Below are 20,149 nucleotides of genomic sequence, written 5' to 3'. Positions count from 1 at the left end.
GTTAAATCCCTAATAATTGTTTTCTAAGTGCTGGCTCTGAGGTGTTTGGGCTTAGCCAAATAGCTAAAAACTGATTGGCAAATTGCGAGTCACTAATTTCACCTAACTTTTTATCATTATGGTAAAAAGTAGCCTGACCGCTTGGTGATGTTTGTAAGCTTAACGACTCGCCTTTTTTAATGTCTGGCCAAAGAGCGAGCAATTTATCAGCATACTTAGCTGATAAATCACTTTTACCTAAATGCTGCCATTGCTCTTTAGTGGCTTTAACAATGTCTTTTGCTGCAAAGTCTCGCAAATAGGTGAGCGTAAATTTAACGGGGTGCGCCCCCTGTTTGTAACTCCCTGAGCGGGTATATAACGTTGCATCGTAAACATCCCAAAATAAATATTCCATGCGCGCCTCGCCCACTTTTTTAAAGTCAGTTTGCTCTTCGCTAAAGCTCAATGGGGTAAAAAAAGTAGCCATAATCATTGCGGCCGTTATTGCACATATTTTTGCGGTGATATTCATACAAGCTCCTGTTATTGCTTGCTAAAATTTATAATCGCTTTAATTTTTTGGTTAATAATAAGAATTAATGTAAAGGCAGCAGCCCAAAGTGCGCCGTACAGAAGCCAAAATGCCCACACAGGTGAATAAATACTAAGCACGCCAAATTGAGCACCTGAATAATAACTAATTGGCGCAAAGGCTAAGCACACTAAATAGGCTTGCCAAAGTTTTAGGTTAGTAATAAACGCCATTGATGTGTTTAAGCAAAGCAATAGTGCTGCCCATAGCAAGGCTAACCAAAGCGGAAAAGGGGATACTTTAAATTCAAAAAGATTTAACTGCACAGCAAGGTATTCACATAACAGCGCAATTGGTAAAGCTTTTACTAAAAGCAACGCGTCGAGCTTATGCTGCTTTGATAAAACAAACATAAGCACAACAATACCAGAGGTGTATAAAACAGATTGAGCTTCTAAAAACAGTGATAAAAACCACACTGTTTGAAAAAGCACAAAATTAATAATTAAGGGCAATTTCGTCATTTTGACTAGTAAAACGTGGTTTACGCGCCGTTAAATGAACGGTGCTGGTTGCTCGCGTTCTAAAAGCGCCTTCGCAGTAAGCAAAGTAAAATAACCATAATCTGTAAAAACGCTCATCAAACTTGTCACTGTCAAGGGTGTGCCAGTTATCAATAAAGCGTGTGCGCCAATCGGCTAGTGTTCTAGCATAATGCGCGCCTATGTCGCTTACAGTATGAATAACCATATCGGTATTGTTCTTAATTTGCTCGCTCATCTCATTAATTGAAGGCAAACAACCACCGGGGAAAATATACTGCTGAATAAAGTCAGAGTTTTTTAAATAATGTTGATAACGTTGATCGCCAATAGTGATCGCTTGGATAAGCATTGCACCGTCTTCTTTAAGCAAGCTATTACATTGCTTAAAAAAGCTTGGTAGGTATTCATGTCCTACTGCTTCTATCATCTCTATTGATACAAGCTTGTCGTATTGACCTTCTAATAAACGGTAATCAAGCTTGAGCAGAGTTATATTATTTTCAAGTCCTAACTGTTTAACCTTGTTTTCAACATAGGCATATTGCTCATCAGAAATCGTTGTTGTGGTCACATGGCAGTTGTAATGTGTGGCCGCGTAAATCGCAAACGCCCCCCAGCCTGTGCCAATTTCAATAACTGAATCGCCTTCGTTTATCTCTACCTGCTCACAAATTTGTTTAAGCTTGTTTTGTTGAGCATCCTCAAGAGAGGCGTCTCTTGATGGATAAACAGCGCAGGAGTAGAGCATTTCCTCGCTTAAAAATGACTCGTATAAATCGTTACCTAAATCGTAATGTGCAACGATATTCTTTTTCGACCCAGATTCTGAGTTGCTGTTTTTGAGATGGTTAAAACGGTGGGCTAGGCCACTAAAAAACGAGAATTTTTTTTCAAAAGCATCTAGTTGTTTTTGGTTTATGGCAAAAATTTCGATGAGTTTGGTCAAGTTATCACATGACCATTGCCCAAGAATATAAGACTCACCAGCACCCACACTGCCAGATAGCGCAAATGCTTTGTACATGGCAGTGTCGTTAACGGTAATCGTGGTTTTTAAGTCTGAATGTTGTTGACCAAATACTGTTGAGCGACTGTTCTCAACTAACACTATTTGGCCTGTTTCAATACTTGCAAAGGCTTTGGTGACTAGCTTTTTATATAAGTTTGTAAACCAACCAGTTTGCTCTTGGCAATTTATACTCGAGACTTTTTCCATCTTAAACCCTTTATAATTGTATCGCTACCCGCAACTAAGCTTGTTTAACTATACTAAGGTTTTCCTGAATGACCTAAAAAAGGAACCCTTTTAATAAACAACTTAAGTGCTTGCACATAAATACCTTTGAAAATAGACAAAGTCATCGCAGGAAATTTTTTTAATAATTTATTAACTTCTTGCTTCGTTAACTGACTTCGCTTTAATCGTAAAGACGCGTCGAATAACAACTCATCCCCACGTTTATTTTCTATATGAATTAATGTGTTATCGGCTGTATGTTGTACCTGCCAATGGTAGTCCATATCTAAATTCATAAAGGGTGATACGGAGAAAGCCTTCTTAAAGTTCACTTTTTTTTGTAAGGGCACCAAATAATAATGGCGTTCATTCCACGGCGTATTGCTTACCTCAGCCACCATATATTTAAAGTTATCGGTGCTATTACCGTAAAAGTAAAAATTTACAGGGCTGAAATAAATGCCCATACACCTAAGTTGGCCAAGCATATAAATATGCGAAAACGTCTCTTTAACGCCTAGTTTTTCTATTTGGCACTGTGCACGTTCAATAATACTTAATGGCTCTGAGTTTGGCAGTGTGTTTAAATAATCGGCTTGATTAAAACGCAGTGCTTTAAACCCAAAAGTACCTAACATAGGGTGAATGTTATTAAGCAATAACGGATTTTTTAAATCTACCCACATCATATAAAGCGGGTATTTAAACTGATGGTTTTTTACCGCAAAGCGCCGATGCCTCACATCGCCTAAGTATACAGCGCTATTCAAATTCAACACCGAATTGCTTAGCCACATCTACCCCACTGCGAACACCATCTTCATGAAAACCGTTATACCAATAAGCACCACAAAAATAGCTATTATTTTGGCCATCAACAGTGTGCTTGAGTTTTTGTGCGGCAATGGATGCTTCGTTAAAAACAGGGTGATGATAAGTAAACTCACGTAATATATTTGCTTTGTTAATCCCTTCTAAGTGATTAAGGGTTACACAAAATTGTGTATCTGAGTCAATACCTTGCAGTATATTCATTTGGTATGTAACAACCGCTGCTTTGTCGGTGTTTTCGTTTAGTAAGTAATTCCAGCTAGCCCAGGCGGCTTTTCTATCTGGCAGTAAACTGGTATCTGTATGCAGTACTACCGAGTTTTCGGTATAAGGGATTGCACCTAATACAGCGTGTTCTTGCTCAGTCGCATCACCAAGTAATGTAAGGGCTTGATCTGAGTGACACGCAAATACCACTTTATCAAATTCAGCTTGTTCGCCATTTTCAAAAGTAATAATTACTTTATTATCTACACGCGTAACCGTCTCAATGTCGGTATTTAGTTTTATCCGCTCTGCAAAACCTTTAATAAGCGGCTTAATGTATTGCTTAGACCCACCAGGGATTACATACCACTGCGGCCTGTTTGTAACATCAAGTAAGCCATGGTTGTAAAAAAAGTTTACAAAAAACTCAACCCCTACATTTTGCATCTCTTTGATGCTGGTTGACCAAATTGCCGCCCCCATAGGTAAAATGTAATGGTATTTAAAAAAGTCATTAAAGCCGTGCGTATCTAATAACTGACCCAGTGTTTGATCTTTAGGGTAGTTTTGCTCGCTGTGCATTGCTTTACATAATTTATTAAACTTAACTATATCGCTTAACAAGCGCCAAAACTTAGGCCTAAATATATTTCTTTTTTGAGCAAATAAGCTGGTAAAGGTGTGTCCGTTGTATTCAAAACCACTTGCTTGATTATGAACACTAAAGCTCATTTGTGTTTCTTGTCTGTCTACGCCAATGCGCGCGAGTAGTTTTTCAAAGTACGGGTAAGTGCGGTCATTAAATACTATAAAGCCCGTGTCTATTGCGCGTTTAACCCCAGCATCAGATATCTCTACTGTCGCGGTATGACCACCAATGTAATCGTTTTTTTCAAATACAGTAATATCGTAATGCTTATGCAGTAAATGAGCACAGGTTAAACCCGATACGCCAGAACCTATTATTGCTATTTTTTTCAACGGGCTAATCCTTTTGCTAAACGTAACCAAAGTGGTAACGGTAAAATACGTAATGCTTTTAAAATAAGCGTAAACCGATAAGGAAAATGAACTTCTTTACGGCGTTTATTGATCCCCTTAATCATATAATCGGCGGCCTCTGTTGCAGTAACAGCCATAGGCATTGGGAAATCGTTTTTATCAGTAAGGGGGGTTTTAACAAAACCAGGGTGCACTAACGTAACATCAACATCGTTTAAGTCGATTGCTAAGCTTTTCGCTAAATAGCTTACCCCGGCTTTAGATGCGCCATAAGCCTCAGAGCGTGGCAGAGGTAAATACGTAACGCTTGAGCTAACAAGTACAAGTTGCCCGCCCGCACTAATTTTTGGTAATAGTGCCTCTAGGCAGTAGCCCATTGCCAGCAGGTTTACTGAAATAACTCGCTCAAACAAAGCGCTGTCAAAGTTACGGGCATCATCTACATACTCACAGTTACCAGCGTTAAGAATAACCTTATCAAAAGCACTAAACCCAAGGGTTGCTTGCTTTATGTCTTTGAGGTCTGTGGCATCAAACTGACACGCTTTAATGTTGGTGTGTTTTTCAAGCTCAGCTAACTTTTCAAGGTTTCTGCCGCAAGCAATTACCGTGTTACCTTGCTGTGCGTACTTTATTGCAAGCTGCTCGCCAATACCTGAGGTTGCACCTGTAATTAAAATATTCATCGCTACCCTGCTCGTTTATCTATGTAATTTATAACGCCACCCAAAATAGGAATATGCTTGTATAGCATTTCACCTACATTAAAATAGTCGCGGTGGTTAATAATTTTACATTCTTTAAATACCAGCTTACTGTGCCCTTCTACCGATATAGTTTTGCCAGAAGCCAGTTTTGGGTGGGCGTAATGCATAGTCCAATACAAAAATGCTTTATCATCACGCTCGTAGGTGTCGCTAATATCAAACTGACAATGCTTAACATTACTATATAGATTAGAAAAATATCGGGTAAGCTCGCTTAGCCCGTGTATTTCGTGCATTGGGTCTTTAAATTTAATTTGCTCGCTGTAAATATCATTAAGCAAATGCAGGTTTGATTTATCGAGTTGTTGATATATTTCTACAAATTTTGCTACCGGTAATGCTGTTTCCATATCACCCCTTAAATGCAGCTATTGCACGCTCGCGAGCTGCTTTATGATCTACGATTGCCGGCCAGTAACATTGCTTATCAGCCCCTATTGACGCTAAATAAGCATGAGGAAAATGAATATGTTTATCTGGCACTTTTTCAAGCTCCGGTAAATATTTACGTATAAATTTACCATTAGGATCAAAGCGCTCACTTTGAGTGATAGGATTAAATACGCGAAAATAAGGCTGCGCGTCACAGCCAGTGCTTGCAGCCCACTGCCAACCACCATTATTAGAGGCTAAATCGCCATCAATAAGGTGCTGCATAAAAAACTGCTCGCCTTCACGCCAATCAATTAATAAATGTTTGGTCAAAAAGCTGGCAACTACCATTCTTAAACGGTTATGCATCCAGCCGGTTTGAACTAACTGTCTCATCGCTGCATCAACGAGTGGGTAACCTGTTTTTCCCTCACACCAGGCTTTAAACTCAGCCTCGTTTTTACGCCACTTAACGCCATTGTACTTTTCGTTAAAGTTATCACCACGAGAAAGCTTAGGAAATTGCGCAATTAAATGACGATAAAATTCGCGCCAAATAAGCTCGTTTACCCAAGTAAAAGTTTTACTTTTAGATGTTGTTAAAATATCTGGGTAGCGGTTTTGAATATTAACCAGTAACTGCTTAGGGCTTATAATACCCAGAGCTAAATAAGGGCTTAAACCCGATGTGCCTTTAATGCTGGGTATATCACGCTGTTCGTCGTAGCGACTTAATTTGTCGCAAATAAAATTATCAACAATGGTTGCTAAGCTTTCATCATCAACTGGCCATTTTTCTGAGCTGCCATCACTTTTAATTGCTTGTGCGTTGTTATTTATCGGCTGTTTTTTTAAAGGCCACGGTAATAAGCTAAAGTGAGTATCTTGGTGTTGTTTAAGCCACTGTTTTTTAAATGGCGTAAACACTTTGTACATTTCGTTACTTTGGTTTTTAACACTGCCTACAGGCGCTATTACATCTCCCTCATAGAGGGTAAACGTAATTTTTTTATCATCACACTTTGCAAGTATTTGCGCATCACGATTTACTTCATTTAACTCATACTCTTTATTGGCAATTACATGTTTTACCTGATGTTTATCGCAAAATGATAAAAGCGCACTTTCACAATCGTCAAAGTAAGGAGCGTCAAAAATATGCAGCTCTATTGCGTACTGCGCTAGCTGCTCGCGTATATAATTGAGACGTCTTTTTAGTAAATCTATTTGAATGGGAGCGGCGTTGTGTTGTTGCCATTGCTTTTCGCAGATAAAAAAAATGGCCTGTTTAGCGCCATTATTTAGCGCTTCAATAAGCGCTTCGTTAGAAAAAAGGCGCAAATCGCGCCTAAACCAAAAAAGTGTATTCATTATATGCCGTAACGTAATTTTAGTTCATTAGGGTAAGGATTAAAAAACACCTGCTTTTCTAGGTATTCATTAGGGTGTACTTTCAGATGATGTTTTAACAAAGTAAGCGGTACGTACAAAGGCACTAAACCTTGGCGGTATTCATCGATGGCATCGCGTAGCTCTTGCTTTTCAACCTTAGATAAGTCTTTTTTAAAGTAGCCCTGCAAGTGCATTAACGTGTTGCAGTTATTCCTACGTGATGCAGGCTTTTTAAGGCCGTTCATTAACCCAAGAATGTACTCATCTGCTAAAGCGTTAATATCATCACCTTTATAAGTACCAAGTAAATTACCTAAGTCGCGGTAAGCTTGATAATTATGAGCCATCAATAAGTACTTATATTGGGAATGAAACTGGGTAAGCTTATGCACTGTGAGCGGCTCAGAAGCTAATAACTGCCACTGTTTGTAAGCGTACACGCGCATTACAAAGTTTTCGCGTAAATGCATGTCGTTTAAGCGGCCGTTTTCTTCACATGGCAGTAATGGATTGTGCTTCATTATTTGCTCAGCAAAAAAACCAACGCCTTCGGAAGTATTGCCGGTGCCAGCTTCGTTATAAATTTTAATTCTTTCCATACCGCAGCTTGGGCTTTTCGCACAAAAAACAAAACCACTTAGGTTTTTAGCTTGCTCTGTGGCTACTTTTTTACCGTATTCAGTTAACTTAGGCCCAACATCGCCAGTGCCATCTGGGCGACATACTTTTATTGTATCGCCCACACGTACTTGGCGTATGGTTGGCCTAGGAATAGGTAACCCTACGGCTACCTCTGGGCAAAAACGCGTGTACTCTACATGTTTTCCAAGTTCATCCATACAAAAGTTAGACTTTTTATGGCCTGTATCAAAACGTACTTTTTCGCCTGCTAAGCAGGCGCTGATACCTATTTTTATTGTGTCTGTTTGCATAAATTCTCTTAATAAATCAAGTTACCTATAGGATTAAGTAACTTACTGAGCCCTTTATTAAAATGTAGCGCACTACTGACTACTGTAAAGCATAAACAGCCATCTTTTGTAAGTGGGGTGTGCTGATGAGAGCCATCTTGCCAAATAAAGTCTCCTGGCACGTAACTGCCCTCTTCATCACTAAACTCACCATCAAGTAGCAAGGTTACTTCAAAACCAGTATGAGTATGCTCGGGGATTTCGCCCCCTGCGCCAATATGTAAAAGGCTTGAGCGCAATGGGCCATCATCAATAGCAACGCGAGAGCGAGCAAGCTTACCCACTTGCGTAAAACGCCCATGCGAAATGCGTGTTAAGGCGCGTGGTAATTCGTAGTTATGCTCGTTAACTTGTACGGTTACCGGCTCAACTTCGTAAACTTCATCAATGCTAGCATCGGCGGTTATCAAATCTAGCAGGTCAGCGTCAAAATCTGGCGCTTGTAAATCATTACTTAAATTTAATGTATCAGGGGCGTATGACGCATCGCTAAATACATCCTTTGCATTAGCGGCTTCAAGTTTTGCCACTTTTGCTTGGCAAACCGGGCACATATCAACGTGTATAGATACCGCAACGCTTAACGATGCAGGTAACTGCGCTGAACAATATTGTGCTAGTAAAGATTCACTAGGGTGATGTTTAATCATGCTGATCTCCCATTTCATTACGTAATTTTTGCAAGGCTAAACGCAATCGTGATTTTACCGTGCCTACAGGAATATTTAATTGTTGAGCAAGTTGCTCTTGCGACATATCTTGGAAATAAACGCCTCGGACGACCTCTCGCTGTGCGGTTGGTAGTTTGTCTAGGTATCGTTTAATTTGTTGATCTTCCAAGTGGTCGCTAAATTCAAGTGTTGTATCTTGTGATTCGTTAATAAGTGGCCAAATATCTTCGCTTATATTTTCTTCTTTATTACTTTTCATTTTACGAAGCATATCAAATGAGGCATTACGCATTACGGTATATACCCAAGTCGTCGCAGCCCCTTTATCGCTGTGATACAAATGCGCTTTACGCCACACTGAGGTTAGTGTTTCTTGTACAAGCTCCATTGCTTGTGCCTCAGAGCCAAATTGCTTAATTCCAAAGCGTTTAATTTTTGGCGAAAAATATTCAAATAAGTAAGCAAACGCTCTTTTGTCTCGCGAAGTAGCTACATCAAGCAGAGCTTGCATAAGCTCTGCACTTGGCGTTTCTGGCATGGCAGTATATTTACCTGTATTAGGTTCACAACGTGGTGAGGGTTGTTGACTTACCATAATAATTAATCCCGTGTATGCTTTTGTATATATCTATACGCCAAGCAATTAAACGCAGATCACATTATTTTAGGCAAATTCATTGTTAATCACAGTATGGAGGAAGTTTAGTAAGTTAGCAAAGTTACTTTCGAACGCAAGTTGCTGTTTTTTATCAATAGATATAGGTAATAGTTCAAGCCAGCGCGCAGCTACCCAGGCTAAATTATCAAACTTGGTTTGCCTATATAAACTAGAAAGCTCTTTATTGTTTAAAAATATGTCCTGCAAAGAATCAGACAAGCGTTGATTATCAGCCGAAATTTCACTGTGGGAGTCATTGTACCAATACGGCGTATTGCAATCGCTTAATAAGCCATGGCGCAATTCACTTTCATCTTGGTATACGTCATTTATTTGCACGCTTTTAGCAGCGTACACATCAATGAGTAGCATATTGCTAGGGTCTTGATCAAAGTCGATAATATCGACCAAACAGCCCTGAGCGCTGATATTAAATGGCGTGTCGTGCTGATAGGTGCACAGTACAAAACCGACATTATTTTGTAGTGCGGTTTTTACCATGTTTAAATACCTAGGCTCAAATATACGCAAACGCGTATAGCCTTCTGGTAACACAAATATTGGTAATGGGAAAATCGCACGTTTCATAAAGTCTACTTCTTTAAATTACACTGCCATTATTTACGTGCGCTTTTACTAAGTCGATCAGCTTACTCAAATCGAATTATTTACCTATAAATTAAAAGTTGATCCAACTTCCCATACTTTTTATTACTTGAACCATATAGTAAACACTAAGCATGCTTACAACAGGCGCCAACATAAGTGCAAATAATCCTAATTCGTTACTCATCGTCTTATCCTTTTACACTTATTTAGCTTTAACTTGCGTAGTTACCGGCATTGTAGACTGCGTGGTAACGTCAGCTTGTTCTTGCGCTTGATTTACAAATTGCTCAAGTACTGCCTGGGCATCAAAACTAAGGCTCTGCGAAATTGATTGTTCAAGTTCTGCCGTTGCTTGATTAATATAGCTTGTTACGTTTTGCGTTATAATATCAGTTACATCTAGGTCCACTTCACTCGCATGTACTTGCGAAGAACCTAATGCTAATAAACTTGCCATAGCGATTTTAATTGAATGTTTCATAATGGTATTCCTTGTTGTGTATATTGTTTAGACGCAATAACATAATCAAGGGTTGTGCCAACAGAAAAATAAAAATTAAATCATTGATATATAAAGACTATATTAAAAACCATACAGCAACGCAGTATTCAGGCTTGGTTAATTTAACTAACCTTTTTAATTTTTTGACTAACTATTAGTAAATATTTTTAGCTCACTATTTGCAGTTTAAAACAACGACTACCATTACTTTTTATTTTGCGTATCGGGTTTAACTTTTTTACCTAACCGATAAGCATCAACCATACTTAGTAACCAAATGACCACCATTAAAGGAAGATATTTATATTCCCCAAGCTGTGCACATTCACCTGATGGATTACGGGCGGCTTGTAAAATGCCTGAAGCCGTCATCGGAATTTTACCTGCTAAAATTTCATTTGCGCTACATTGCGCTATAGCCAAAATATCACCTAATGTCATAAACAAAAGTAGCGTAAATACACCTGCAAAAATACAGCCTATTAAATGCTTTTTAAGCGAAAAATGCCCTGCCCCAGGATACACAATGGCAGTAAGTAAAACGGCTTTGAGCTCTTTTTTCATGATAAACGTGCCTTAATTAATTGAGACTATACGACCACACTATACCCGATTAATTCCCTTTAAAATCAATAAAAGTACGGTGACTAATTTACAGTAACAATGCTGACATTGAAACATTGAGCGTACACCTGTACACTCAAGTTTAATTAATAAGTGGTAGGACTAGTATGACTATAGGTGCACCCTATTCTCGCAAAGAAGAAAAACTCAATGTATTAAGCCATGCACTGGGAATATTTTTTGCTGTGTTTGTAATGTGGGATTTATTTAAACAAGCCACCAGCGTAAAAGCTTATATTAGCACCGCTGTATATGGGGCTAGTTTATTTGTATTGTTTTTATCATCCACACTTTATCACGCCAGTGTACAGCCCAAATTACGCGCTTTTTATAAAAAGTGCGATCACTGCGCTATTTACGTATTAATAGCGGGTACGTACACCCCATTTTTATTGCTATCTCTAAATGGATTGTGGTCTTGGGGGACACTGAGTTTTATTTGGGCAGTCGCGCTTGGTGGCGTTGCTTATAAAGTGCTGGTTAAAAATGGTAATAAAAAAGTCTCGCTGGCTACCTACTTACTTATGGGCTGGTTTGCCCTTGCGATTGTATACCCACTTTATTTAAATATTGATGTAAAAGCACTGTACTGGTTACTGGCCGGTGGCATTTTTTATAGCTTAGGAACATTATTTTATAGCGCTAAAAGCACTCAATTTAGCCACGCAATTTGGCACCTCTTTGTAATAGCTGGGTGTGTGTGCCACTACATTTCAATTACTAATTACGTGTATTAATGCATGTAATTAGTAATTTTACGCTACGTACATAAACCGCATTAATTTGGCTACCCTTCTATATAAAAGCGCGTTTTAGCCCAGGTGATATCACCTGGGCCTTAATTAAAAACGCTGTAATTTACCGCTTTGACTATAAGCCTATCACTGTCCTTACTCGCCTAATTAAATAGCTCGATAAACAGCGTGTAACATTTTCGGTACTCTTATCCATTTTTTACCCATTATCTTCACATAATCCTTTCCTAGTTTTAAAATAAATGCATTAAAATAAGTGACATAGCATCATATTTTGAATGTAACGCTATGGCATATCTATTGCTCCTTCAATATAAATGGTCAGTAAAACCTTGGCCAAGCAAATACGTTAAAGGAGATACAAAGTGGGCGCATTACAAGCTGATTCTACAATTGAGGCAAGTGCTACATTAGTAAGTTGCTACTTATACTCAATATTTTACAACCACACTCACTTTTACGTCTATTCCCGCCAAGCAAAGAGGTAGGTAACTCGCATTGCTGCGTTATATGCCATTAGGCTCTTTGTGATTACATGCAGTTAATCCAACTTAAACTTTACGTTAAAGGAGACGTTGATATGCCAACTAACCAATTTACGATGCAAGACCCTAGAAGCCAATATCAAATGGGTCGGACCGAAAAAGACAGTGATCAACCAGACCCTGGCCTAGATGAAATTTTAAAACCTAAAGCAGATCACGGCGAAGATACCTATGTAGGTAGCGACAGATTAAAGGGTCGCAAGGCGTTGATCACCGGGGGCGACTCGGGCATTGGCAGAGCGGTTGCCATTGCATTTGCCAGAGAAGGTGCCGATGTAGTTATTAATTACTTAGCCAGCGAAGAAGCTGATGCGAAAGAAACACTCGATATATTAAAAGCCAGCGGTAACAAAGCATGGGGAATTGCAGGCGATATCTCTGATGAGAGTTTTTGTAACGACCTTGTGGCGCAAAGCGTTGAAAACTTAGGCTCAATCGACATATTAGTGAATAATGCGGGTAAGCAACAGTTTGTTGCAGAGTTAGACGATTTATCTACCGAGCAATTTTGCCAAACATATGCAACAAATGTATTTGCTATGTTTTGGATAACAAAAGCGGCGGTAAAACATATGCCACCGGGCGCTAGTATTATTAATACAACCTCTATCCAATGTTATCAACCCTCTGCTGGGCTTCTTGATTACGCATCGACTAAGGGCGCAATTACAAGCTTTACTAAAAGTTTAGCAAAAATGGTGATTGATAAAGGCATTCGGGTTAATGGGGTTGCTCCTGGGCCAATTTGGACCCCGCTTCAACAAAGTGGTGGCCAACCGGCTAAAAAATTGCCTGAATTTGGTGATAACGTACCATTAGGCAGGCCAGGACAGCCTGCTGAACTAGCACCCACCTATGTCTACTTAGCATCGCAAGAGTCAAGTTACATTACCGCTGAAATAATGGGTGTTACAGGTGGGCAGCATCTACCTTAATCATGCTAGCTCACTCATATTAGTTAATCTCAACATATTGATTTTATAAAATAATAGCGGCGTATATACGCCGCTATTTTTACCTAGCCTTTTTCAATTATACCTAAATAAGCCCCACTAAGTATTAGTGAGGCTCTGGTTAACAATACCTTAGACAGCATCTTAGCTTGGTACTAAACCCTGTGCTCGAGCAACACTATTTAGCTCAGTGTAAGCAAGAGCGTGCCTATTTAGACACGCATAAATTAACTGCATAAATAACTTAAGCCGATTAAGTATTATCTTTTTTAGCACGTATACCGCGAATGAACTCTTCTAAATAAGGTGTAAATTCTAGCGCAAGTGCTATAAATAGCACCGTTGCCAAGTAAGTTATTGGTAAAGGAGAGGCTTTTAATTGCAGCGTAAAGTCAGGAGGAAAGCCGCCTGGAGTAAATAAAGCGGTAAATTGCTCCCAATGGCGCGCAATAATTAATACCAAAGCTAACAGGGGTATCATTTCTAAAAAACTGTGTATATGTTGCTCTACCGGCCCTACCCTTCGCTTACTTACTGCATAACTTACATCCCACATTGCTGTAAGCTCATGCAGAAAAAACAACACAATACAAATGGCAATAATCAAACTATTAACTTCAAAAATTAAAACGAGGATTAACGGAATGCCCACTTCGGCAAACATTAATAAATGAATAAATGACTCTTTAGCACCGCTGGTTGTAGAAATATTACTACGTCGATGACAAAACCAATCAGCAATACCAGCAGCAAGCCACACAGGGATCACAAAATACATTAAAATCAATAAAGTTGGGTCAGTCATAGTTTGTTAGTCCTTAATATTTCGTTTTAATAACCCTCATGCTTAAAACTAATTATTTACACTTCATCACCTCAATTATTCATCACTAGCGATGTGAAAAACCGTATTTTTCAAATAATTTATCAGTCACTTTTAAGATGGCTTGAGGATTACTTACGTTTTTACGCTTTTACTCTTTTACCTTTTTGCAAATGAGATACCATTTTAAACGCGCCCTTAAGCCAACATTTGGTATGCTCAATATCTATTTACAACAAATAAGTAGTTCAAATGTTATGCCAAATCTCGACGCTAAATTGATTTAATGCCATCTTAGGTATTGGTAGGTGTGGAGGTGTTTTTACTTTGCCGTATATATTTTTATTGTGTAAAAAATAGAAAATATATCGCTTTTCATTGTAAGTTTTTCATTCACAAAGCTAGATAAGGAGATTGTGTTAAAAGTAAAACTACAAGCTGAATAACCCTATTTTTTGTAGATTTACGATAGCTAAAAACAAAAAAGTAAGCCGCACACTTGTAATAAAGCAGCCTTTAAAAGCTTTTTTACGATAATACGTTCACTACAGCCATCTACACTCGCGCATGTTCACTTTGTCGTTTTTAAAGCTAACCCCTTCTAATAATAGCTTTTGGCGCTGCTCTTGGTATTTATCACTGCCTGCAGGAAATGATATTTTACCTTGGCTATTTACTACTCTGTGCCACGGTATAACAGAATCATCTGGCATTTGCTTTAAAAGGCGCCCTACTAAGCGTGAATTTTGCGGGAAACCTGCAAGCGTTGCTACTTGCCCGTAACTTGCTACAAAACCTGCAGGTATATTTGCAATAATGGTGTAGATGAGGGTTTCTTTCTCAATATTATCGGTCATTAACGTACGCCTCACTGAGTACTTTAAATTGCTCCCAAATAGAGCGCGCAACAGGGCCATGGTGTATTGCATCACGCCTAAATGCACGTACTTCTATACCAAACTCATCTTCTCTGTCGTTTATCTGTATTTGCTGCAACAGCCCTGCTTCTATTTCAGGGGCGCAATAGTCTATGTTCATCATTGCCCAGCCGGCACCAGCAAGCAAAAACGACTTTAAATTGGTTACATCGTCAATCTTCATTAAGGCAGAGCCTTTTGAATACGAAAGCTTGTCGCTGTCTATGCTTAAGTCACTTTCAAACATGGCCAAACACGGGTAATTTTGTAGCTCGTTAAAGGTCATGTACTTAGGAAACGTATTAGTAGATGCAATAATTCCAATGTTTAATTTACCAATAGGTAGGCTCTCTAAGTGCCCTGTTGCATGAAATAAGTCAAACCAGGGGCCTATGCCTAACTCCACTTGCCCACTATTTACTTGCTCTAAAGAGACAAAGCGTTTGCCACTGGTTAAATTAAACTCTGTACGCTTAAATAGTCTAAAAGTATTACTTATGATCTCGTTATAACTGTCTTTTTGACAAATTTGCTCGTAGCAAATTCGATATTGTGGCTCGTTACCCAGTGCAAGCTCTTTAGCAAGCTGTGCTAGCTCATCATTTGCATGCAATAATTGTTGTGCTTCGCGATGAAAAACACGCCCTTTTTCAGTTAACTGTAATCGGTACTTGCTTCTATCGAGTAGTTCGAAGCCAATTTTTGCCTCTAAGTTTTTAATTGCTAAGGTAAGCGCAGGTTGAGTTTTATGTAATTTAAGCGCCGCGCCACTTAAACTTGCACTTTGTACAATGGCATCTAAAATTTGTAATTGATTCAGCTTCATACTGCGCTCAACATGATCATAAATAAAACTTATTATGTTTCTAAAATTTAATGAATTTTATTTTATATGGTTGCGGCGTATCCTGCACTTAATTATTTTGCCCATCATTGCCACGGAGAAGACATGAAACTCTTTCGTCTATGTATACTTACTACGACTTTACTTACCTTAATGGCCTGCTCAGAGCCAGAAAAGCAAGTAAAAGAAGAGCCCATTAGGCCTGTAAAGTTATTCAATATAGGACATGATTCGCAAACAAATGTGCGCAGTTTTCCTGCTGAAGTGGTTGCTAACCAAGGCTCGTACTTAGCATTTAGAGTCAATGGTGAACTGGTAGAGTTTCCGGTATTAGCAGGTGAAGAAGTTGAAGAAGGACAACTTTTAGCAAAGCTTGACCCAGAAGACTTTCAATTACAGTACGATGATAGAAAAGCCCGTTATGAGCTTGCTAAATCACAACTTAGCCGCATTGAACAATTACTTGAAAAAAGAATCGCGAGTCAATCAGAGTACGATGAAGCATTAGCCAATATGCAAGTGGCAGAGTCTGCCTTTAAAATTGCCGAAACCAACCTAGAATACAGCGAACTGCGCGCCCCATTTGCAGGGACTGTAGCCAAAGTATTTGTTAAAAACTTTGAAAACATTCAAGCCAAGCAAAACATTTTACGCCTAGAAACCCGCGATTTAATGGATGTAGAAATCCAAGTTCCTGAAAAAATAATAGCGCGCATTAAAAAAGGCAGCGACTACCACCCTACCGTTGTGTTTGACGGTTATGATAATAAAGAGTACACCCTTGATTTAAAAGAGTGGGATACGCAGGCCGATCCTACTACGCTTACCTACAAAGTTGTTTTTTCGCTGCCAGTACCCAAAGACTTTAACTTACTTGCAGGGATGACAGGGCGTGTATTTATCGATTTATCAAAAGTAACCAGCTCGCAAGTGGCTTACACTATTTTACCGGTTGAGTCGGTTTTTTCTGAAGCTAAAGAAAGCGTGTCAGATAACGCCTATGTGTGGATATATAACCCAGAAACCGGTGTTGTTAATAAACAAGCCGTTAAAGTAGGCCAAGTACACCGCGACGGCATTGAAGTGCTAAGCGGTATTAAAGAAGGCCAAATTGTCGTCTCTGCTGGCGTACACTCATTAGATGAGGGCATGAAAGTACGTCCATGGAATAAAGAGCGAGGCTTATAATTATGAGCTTTGCGCAACTCTCCATAGAGAAAAAAGTAATTAGCTGGATGTTTGCACTACTGCTGTTAATTGGCGGGAGTGTGTCATACTTTGATTTAGGCCAACTAGAAGACCCAGAGTTTACGCTTAAAACCGCCATGGTTATTACTATGTATCCGGGTGCATCGCCACAACAAGTAGAGGAAGAAGTCACCTTTCCTATCGAAAATGCAATTCAGCAACTCCCCTACGTAGATTATGTGACCTCTATTTCATCAAATGGTAAGTCGCAAATATCGGTAGAAATGAAAAGCACCTACCGAAAAGAACAGCTGCGCCAAATTTGGGATGAAATGCGCCGTAAAATTAACGACTTAGCGCCTTCACTTCCAAGTGGCGTTTACCCAAGCACCATTTTAGATGACTTTGGTGATGTATACGGCGTTATGTATGCGGTTACCGGCGATGGCTACTCTTATGATGAACTTAAAGATTACACCGATTACTTAAAGCGTGAACTCGTACTGGTTAAAGGTGTGAGTAAAGTGACCATTGCTGGTGAGCAACAGCCTCAAGTAATGGTTGAAGTGTCTACCCGTAAATTAGCGCAGCTCGGTATTGCCCCAAGCCATATTTTTGGTTTACTGCAATCGCAAAATACAGTCTCTAACGCAGGTAAAATTAGAGTGGGCGATGAGTCTATACGCTTTCACCCAACCGGCGAATTTAAAGATGTTAAAGAGCTCGAAACCCTACTTATATCAAAACCCGGTGCTAGCGAGCTTATTTACTTAGGTGATGTAGCCAAAGTATTTAGAGAATACGCAGAAGTACCCAGCAATGTTATTCGCTACAACTCAGAACAAGCGCTTTTAATTGGCGTTTCGTTTATGAATAGCGTGAACGTAGTAGATGTAGGTAAACGTATTGACGAGCACTTAGCAGAGCTTGAATATCAACGCCCACATGGCATACATGTAGAATCGGTGTATAACCAACCTAAAGAAGTAGAAAAATCGGTAGATGGCTTTATTGTCAGCCTAGTTGAGGCGATTGCCATTGTAATCGTAGTACTGCTTATATTTATGGGGTTAAAAAGTGGTATTTTAATTGGCGGTATTTTATTACTCACCGTTTTAGGCACCTTTATATTTATGAAGTTGTTCGCCATAGACCTGCAACGTATTTCTCTAGGTGCGCTTATTATTGCCCTTGGTATGCTGGTAGATAACGCTATAGTAGTAACCGAAGGCATATTAATAAATTTAAAGCGTGGCCAAACTAAGTTAAAAGCTGCGGTTAATATTGTAGAACAAACTAAATGGCCGCTACTAGGCGCTACAGTTATTGGTATTACTGCGTTTGCCCCTATTGGCTTAAGCTCTGATGCGACCGGTGAATTTGCGGGTAGCTTATTTTGGGTGTTGTTTATATCGCTTTTACTAAGCTGGATCACCGCCATTACGCTTACGCCATTTTTTGCAAATTTAATGTTTAAACAAGATGAGTTTAAAAAAGCTAAAAATGCTGAGGGCGAAGAGGATGATGACGACCCATACCAAGGCTTTATTTTTACCGGCTATAAAGCACTTTTAGATGTATCTATGCATTATCGTAAAACCACGCTTGTGCTTATGGTCGTGCTTCTTTGCTCGGCTGTGGTTGGTTTTGGTGCGGTTAAACAATCGTTTTTCCCCGCCTCTAACACGCCTATGTTTTATGTAGATTACTGGCAGCAACAAGGCTCCGACATAAGAGCAACGCTAGAGGGAATTAAAAAGCTTGAAAACTACCTTCAAAAAGAAGAGCTAGTTGAAGAAATAACCAGTACTACAGGCCAAGGTGCTCCACGCTTTATGCTTACTTATGCACCGCAAAAGTCGTACTCGTCATACGGGCAGCTCATTATTAGAGTAAAAAACCGCGAGGCGGTGGCTGTAGTAATGCAAAAAGTGCGTGAATACTCGCAAAATACACCGCTTTCAGCTGAGCTTAAAATTAAGCCCATGGAAATTGGCCCCTCAACCGATGCTAAAATTGAAGCACGCTTTACAGGCCCCGATCCGGTAATACTTAGACGATTAGCCGCCCAGGCTGAAGAAGTTATCGCACAAGACGACGGCGCTTATAATATTCGTGATGATTGGCGCGCACGTACTAAAATGATTCGCCCACAATTTAACGAACAAAAAGCGCGCCGCTTAGGTATTAGTAAGTCAGACCTTGATGATGTTCTGCTTACTAGCCTTTCGGGCAAGCAAGTGGGTGTATATCGTGATGGTACGCAACTTCTGCCAATTATTGCTCGCTCACCGGCAAATGAGCGCCTAAATGTAGAAAGCGTTCACGATTTACAAATATACAGCCCTGTATTGGGTGTATTTGTGCCAGTAACGCAAGTGGTTGACGAATTTGTGGTTGAATGGGAAGACAGCCTAATTATGCGCCGCGACCGAAAGCGCACAATAACGGTAATGGCCGATCACAACGTATTAGGCGATGAAACTGCCGCTAAGTTATTTGCACGCGTGCGCGGACCCGTAGAGGCAATAGAGCTACCGCGTGGTTATAAATTAGAATGGGGCGGCGAGTATGAGTCGTCATCGGATGCGCAAGCCGCTATATTTGGTTCATTACCGCTGGGTTATTTAGCGATGTTTGCGGTAACCGTACTGCTGTTCAATTCACTTAAACAGCCTTTAGTTATTTGGGCTACAGTGCCACTTGCCATTATTGGTGTGAGTGCGGGCATGTTAATAATGAATGCGCCATTTAGCTTTATGGCACTACTTGGATTACTAAGTTTAAGCGGGATGCTGATTAAAAACGGCATTGTGTTGGTCGATCAAATAAATCTTGAGCTTCGCGATGGTAAATCGCCTTATCAAGCTGTGTTTGAATCTGGCGTTAGCCGTGTACGCCCTGTAGCCATGGCGGCTATTACCACCATTTTAGGTATGATCCCGCTGTTGTTTGACGTGTTCTTCCAGTCAATGGCGGTAACTATTATGTTTGGTTTAGGTTTTGCAACCATACTCACGCTTATTGTAGTGCCTGTGCTTTATACTGTTGTATTTAGAATAGACTACGAGCCTAGAAAGTAATTTAAAAGCCTTACAGGACGTTTAAAACGCAGCTTACCTCACAGTAGCTGCGTTTTTTATTATTTAAACCGAAGTTAAAGATGGACATAATAAACTAGGTTGTATTTGTATTCTCTTTGGCTGTTTTCGCTTTATAACC

General features: G+C 39.6%; 21 protein-coding genes. 4 read left to right on the top strand and 17 right to left on the bottom strand.

Annotation, left to right across the window (positions count from 1 at the left end; translation table 11 throughout):
- Position 1 precedes the first annotated feature (1 nt).
- The 14 genes from CWB60_RS06540 to CWB60_RS06475 form a co-directional block, all read right to left on the bottom strand.
- A complete protein-coding gene (locus CWB60_RS06540) occupies positions 2-475 on the bottom strand; it encodes a chalcone isomerase family protein (RefSeq protein ID WP_055254401.1) in 474 nt (157 codons plus the stop codon).
- Positions 476-525: 50 nt separating this feature from the next.
- Complete coding sequence (locus CWB60_RS06535) at positions 526-1,038, bottom strand: DUF2878 domain-containing protein (protein WP_138577213.1); 513 nt, start codon at positions 1,036-1,038, stop codon at positions 526-528.
- Positions 1,013-2,275, bottom strand: coding sequence for an SAM-dependent methyltransferase (locus CWB60_RS06530; protein WP_029774496.1), 1,263 nt, complete (start codon positions 2,273-2,275; stop codon positions 1,013-1,015). The genes CWB60_RS06535 and CWB60_RS06530 overlap by 26 nt, the downstream gene beginning before the upstream one ends.
- Positions 2,276-2,328: 53 nt before the next feature.
- On the bottom strand, positions 2,329-3,066 hold the full coding sequence (locus CWB60_RS06525; RefSeq protein WP_054981923.1) for a DUF1365 domain-containing protein: 738 nt from the start codon (positions 3,064-3,066) through the stop codon (positions 2,329-2,331).
- Complete coding sequence (locus tag CWB60_RS06520; protein WP_138577215.1) at positions 3,059-4,315, bottom strand: NAD(P)/FAD-dependent oxidoreductase; 1,257 nt, start codon at positions 4,313-4,315, stop codon at positions 3,059-3,061. Before CWB60_RS06520 ends, CWB60_RS06525 begins: the two co-directional genes overlap by 8 nt.
- Positions 4,312-5,022, bottom strand: coding sequence for an SDR family NAD(P)-dependent oxidoreductase (locus CWB60_RS06515; RefSeq protein WP_004586411.1), 711 nt, complete (start codon positions 5,020-5,022; stop codon positions 4,312-4,314). The genes CWB60_RS06520 and CWB60_RS06515 overlap by 4 nt, the downstream gene beginning before the upstream one ends.
- A gap of 2 nt (positions 5,023-5,024) precedes the next feature.
- Positions 5,025-5,453 carry a nuclear transport factor 2 family protein gene (locus tag CWB60_RS06510; protein ID WP_138577217.1) on the bottom strand — a complete coding sequence of 143 codons (429 nt, stop codon included), beginning with the start codon at positions 5,451-5,453 and terminating at the stop codon, positions 5,025-5,027.
- 1 nt (position 5,454) lies between these two features.
- Positions 5,455-6,846, bottom strand: a complete 1,392-nt coding sequence (gene phrB, locus CWB60_RS06505; RefSeq protein WP_138577219.1) for a deoxyribodipyrimidine photo-lyase — start codon at positions 6,844-6,846, stop codon at positions 5,455-5,457.
- Positions 6,846-7,799 (bottom strand): YbgA family protein, encoded by a 954-nt coding sequence (locus tag CWB60_RS06500; RefSeq protein WP_096042971.1) that lies wholly within the window; start codon positions 7,797-7,799, stop codon positions 6,846-6,848. Before CWB60_RS06500 ends, phrB begins: the two co-directional genes overlap by 1 nt.
- Positions 7,800-7,807: 8 nt before the next feature.
- Positions 7,808-8,488 carry a ChrR family anti-sigma-E factor gene (locus CWB60_RS06495; RefSeq protein ID WP_138577221.1) on the bottom strand — a complete coding sequence of 227 codons (681 nt, stop codon included), beginning with the start codon at positions 8,486-8,488 and terminating at the stop codon, positions 7,808-7,810.
- A complete protein-coding gene (locus CWB60_RS06490) occupies positions 8,481-9,104 on the bottom strand; it encodes a sigma-70 family RNA polymerase sigma factor (RefSeq protein WP_004586416.1) in 624 nt (207 codons plus the stop codon). Before CWB60_RS06490 ends, CWB60_RS06495 begins: the two co-directional genes overlap by 8 nt.
- A 69-nt stretch (positions 9,105-9,173) precedes the next feature.
- Positions 9,174-9,755, bottom strand: coding sequence for an LON peptidase substrate-binding domain-containing protein (locus CWB60_RS06485; protein ID WP_004586417.1), 582 nt, complete (start codon positions 9,753-9,755; stop codon positions 9,174-9,176).
- A gap of 223 nt (positions 9,756-9,978) precedes the next feature.
- Entirely contained in the window at positions 9,979-10,257 is a 279-nt protein-coding gene (locus CWB60_RS06480; RefSeq protein ID WP_138577223.1) for a hypothetical protein, read from the bottom strand.
- A gap of 225 nt (positions 10,258-10,482) precedes the next feature.
- Positions 10,483-10,842, bottom strand: coding sequence for a hypothetical protein (locus tag CWB60_RS06475; protein ID WP_024031760.1), 360 nt, complete (start codon positions 10,840-10,842; stop codon positions 10,483-10,485).
- 167 nt (positions 10,843-11,009) lie between these two features.
- Between CWB60_RS06475 and trhA the strand changes: the two genes are divergently transcribed.
- Together trhA and CWB60_RS06465 are read left to right on the top strand one after the other, a co-directional pair.
- A complete protein-coding gene (gene trhA, locus CWB60_RS06470; protein ID WP_055254106.1) occupies positions 11,010-11,639 on the top strand; it encodes a PAQR family membrane homeostasis protein TrhA in 630 nt (209 codons plus the stop codon).
- A 598-nt stretch (positions 11,640-12,237) separates the two neighbouring features.
- Positions 12,238-13,137, top strand: a complete 900-nt coding sequence (locus tag CWB60_RS06465; protein ID WP_138577225.1) for an SDR family oxidoreductase — start codon at positions 12,238-12,240, stop codon at positions 13,135-13,137.
- A gap of 271 nt (positions 13,138-13,408) precedes the next feature.
- Here the strand turns inward: CWB60_RS06465 and CWB60_RS06460 are convergent, their stop codons facing one another.
- The 3 genes from CWB60_RS06460 to CWB60_RS06450 form a co-directional block, all read right to left on the bottom strand.
- Positions 13,409-13,960: a diguanylate cyclase gene (locus CWB60_RS06460; protein ID WP_138577227.1), complete on the bottom strand. Its 552-nt coding sequence runs from the start codon at positions 13,958-13,960 to the stop codon at positions 13,409-13,411.
- Positions 13,961-14,523: 563 nt separating this feature from the next.
- Positions 14,524-14,835: an MGMT family protein gene (locus CWB60_RS06455; protein WP_138577229.1), complete on the bottom strand. Its 312-nt coding sequence runs from the start codon at positions 14,833-14,835 to the stop codon at positions 14,524-14,526.
- Entirely contained in the window at positions 14,825-15,721 is an 897-nt protein-coding gene (locus tag CWB60_RS06450; RefSeq protein WP_138577231.1) for a LysR family transcriptional regulator, read from the bottom strand. Before CWB60_RS06450 ends, CWB60_RS06455 begins: the two co-directional genes overlap by 11 nt.
- Before the next feature lie 123 nt (positions 15,722-15,844).
- Between CWB60_RS06450 and CWB60_RS06445 the strand changes: the two genes are divergently transcribed.
- Entirely contained in the window at positions 15,845-16,927 is a 1,083-nt protein-coding gene (locus tag CWB60_RS06445) for an efflux RND transporter periplasmic adaptor subunit (RefSeq protein ID WP_138577233.1), read from the top strand.
- A 2-nt stretch (positions 16,928-16,929) separates the two neighbouring features.
- A complete protein-coding gene (locus CWB60_RS06440) occupies positions 16,930-20,010 on the top strand; it encodes an efflux RND transporter permease subunit (RefSeq protein ID WP_138577235.1) in 3,081 nt (1,026 codons plus the stop codon).
- The last annotated feature ends 139 nt before the right edge of the window (positions 20,011-20,149 follow it).

The sequence above is a fragment of the Pseudoalteromonas sp. S327 genome (assembly GCF_005886415.1).
GTDB lineage: Bacteria > Pseudomonadota > Gammaproteobacteria > Enterobacterales > Alteromonadaceae > Pseudoalteromonas > Pseudoalteromonas atlantica.
The sequence above is the reverse complement of the archived record's forward strand: the minus strand, read 5'-3'. Positions and strand labels throughout refer to the sequence as shown.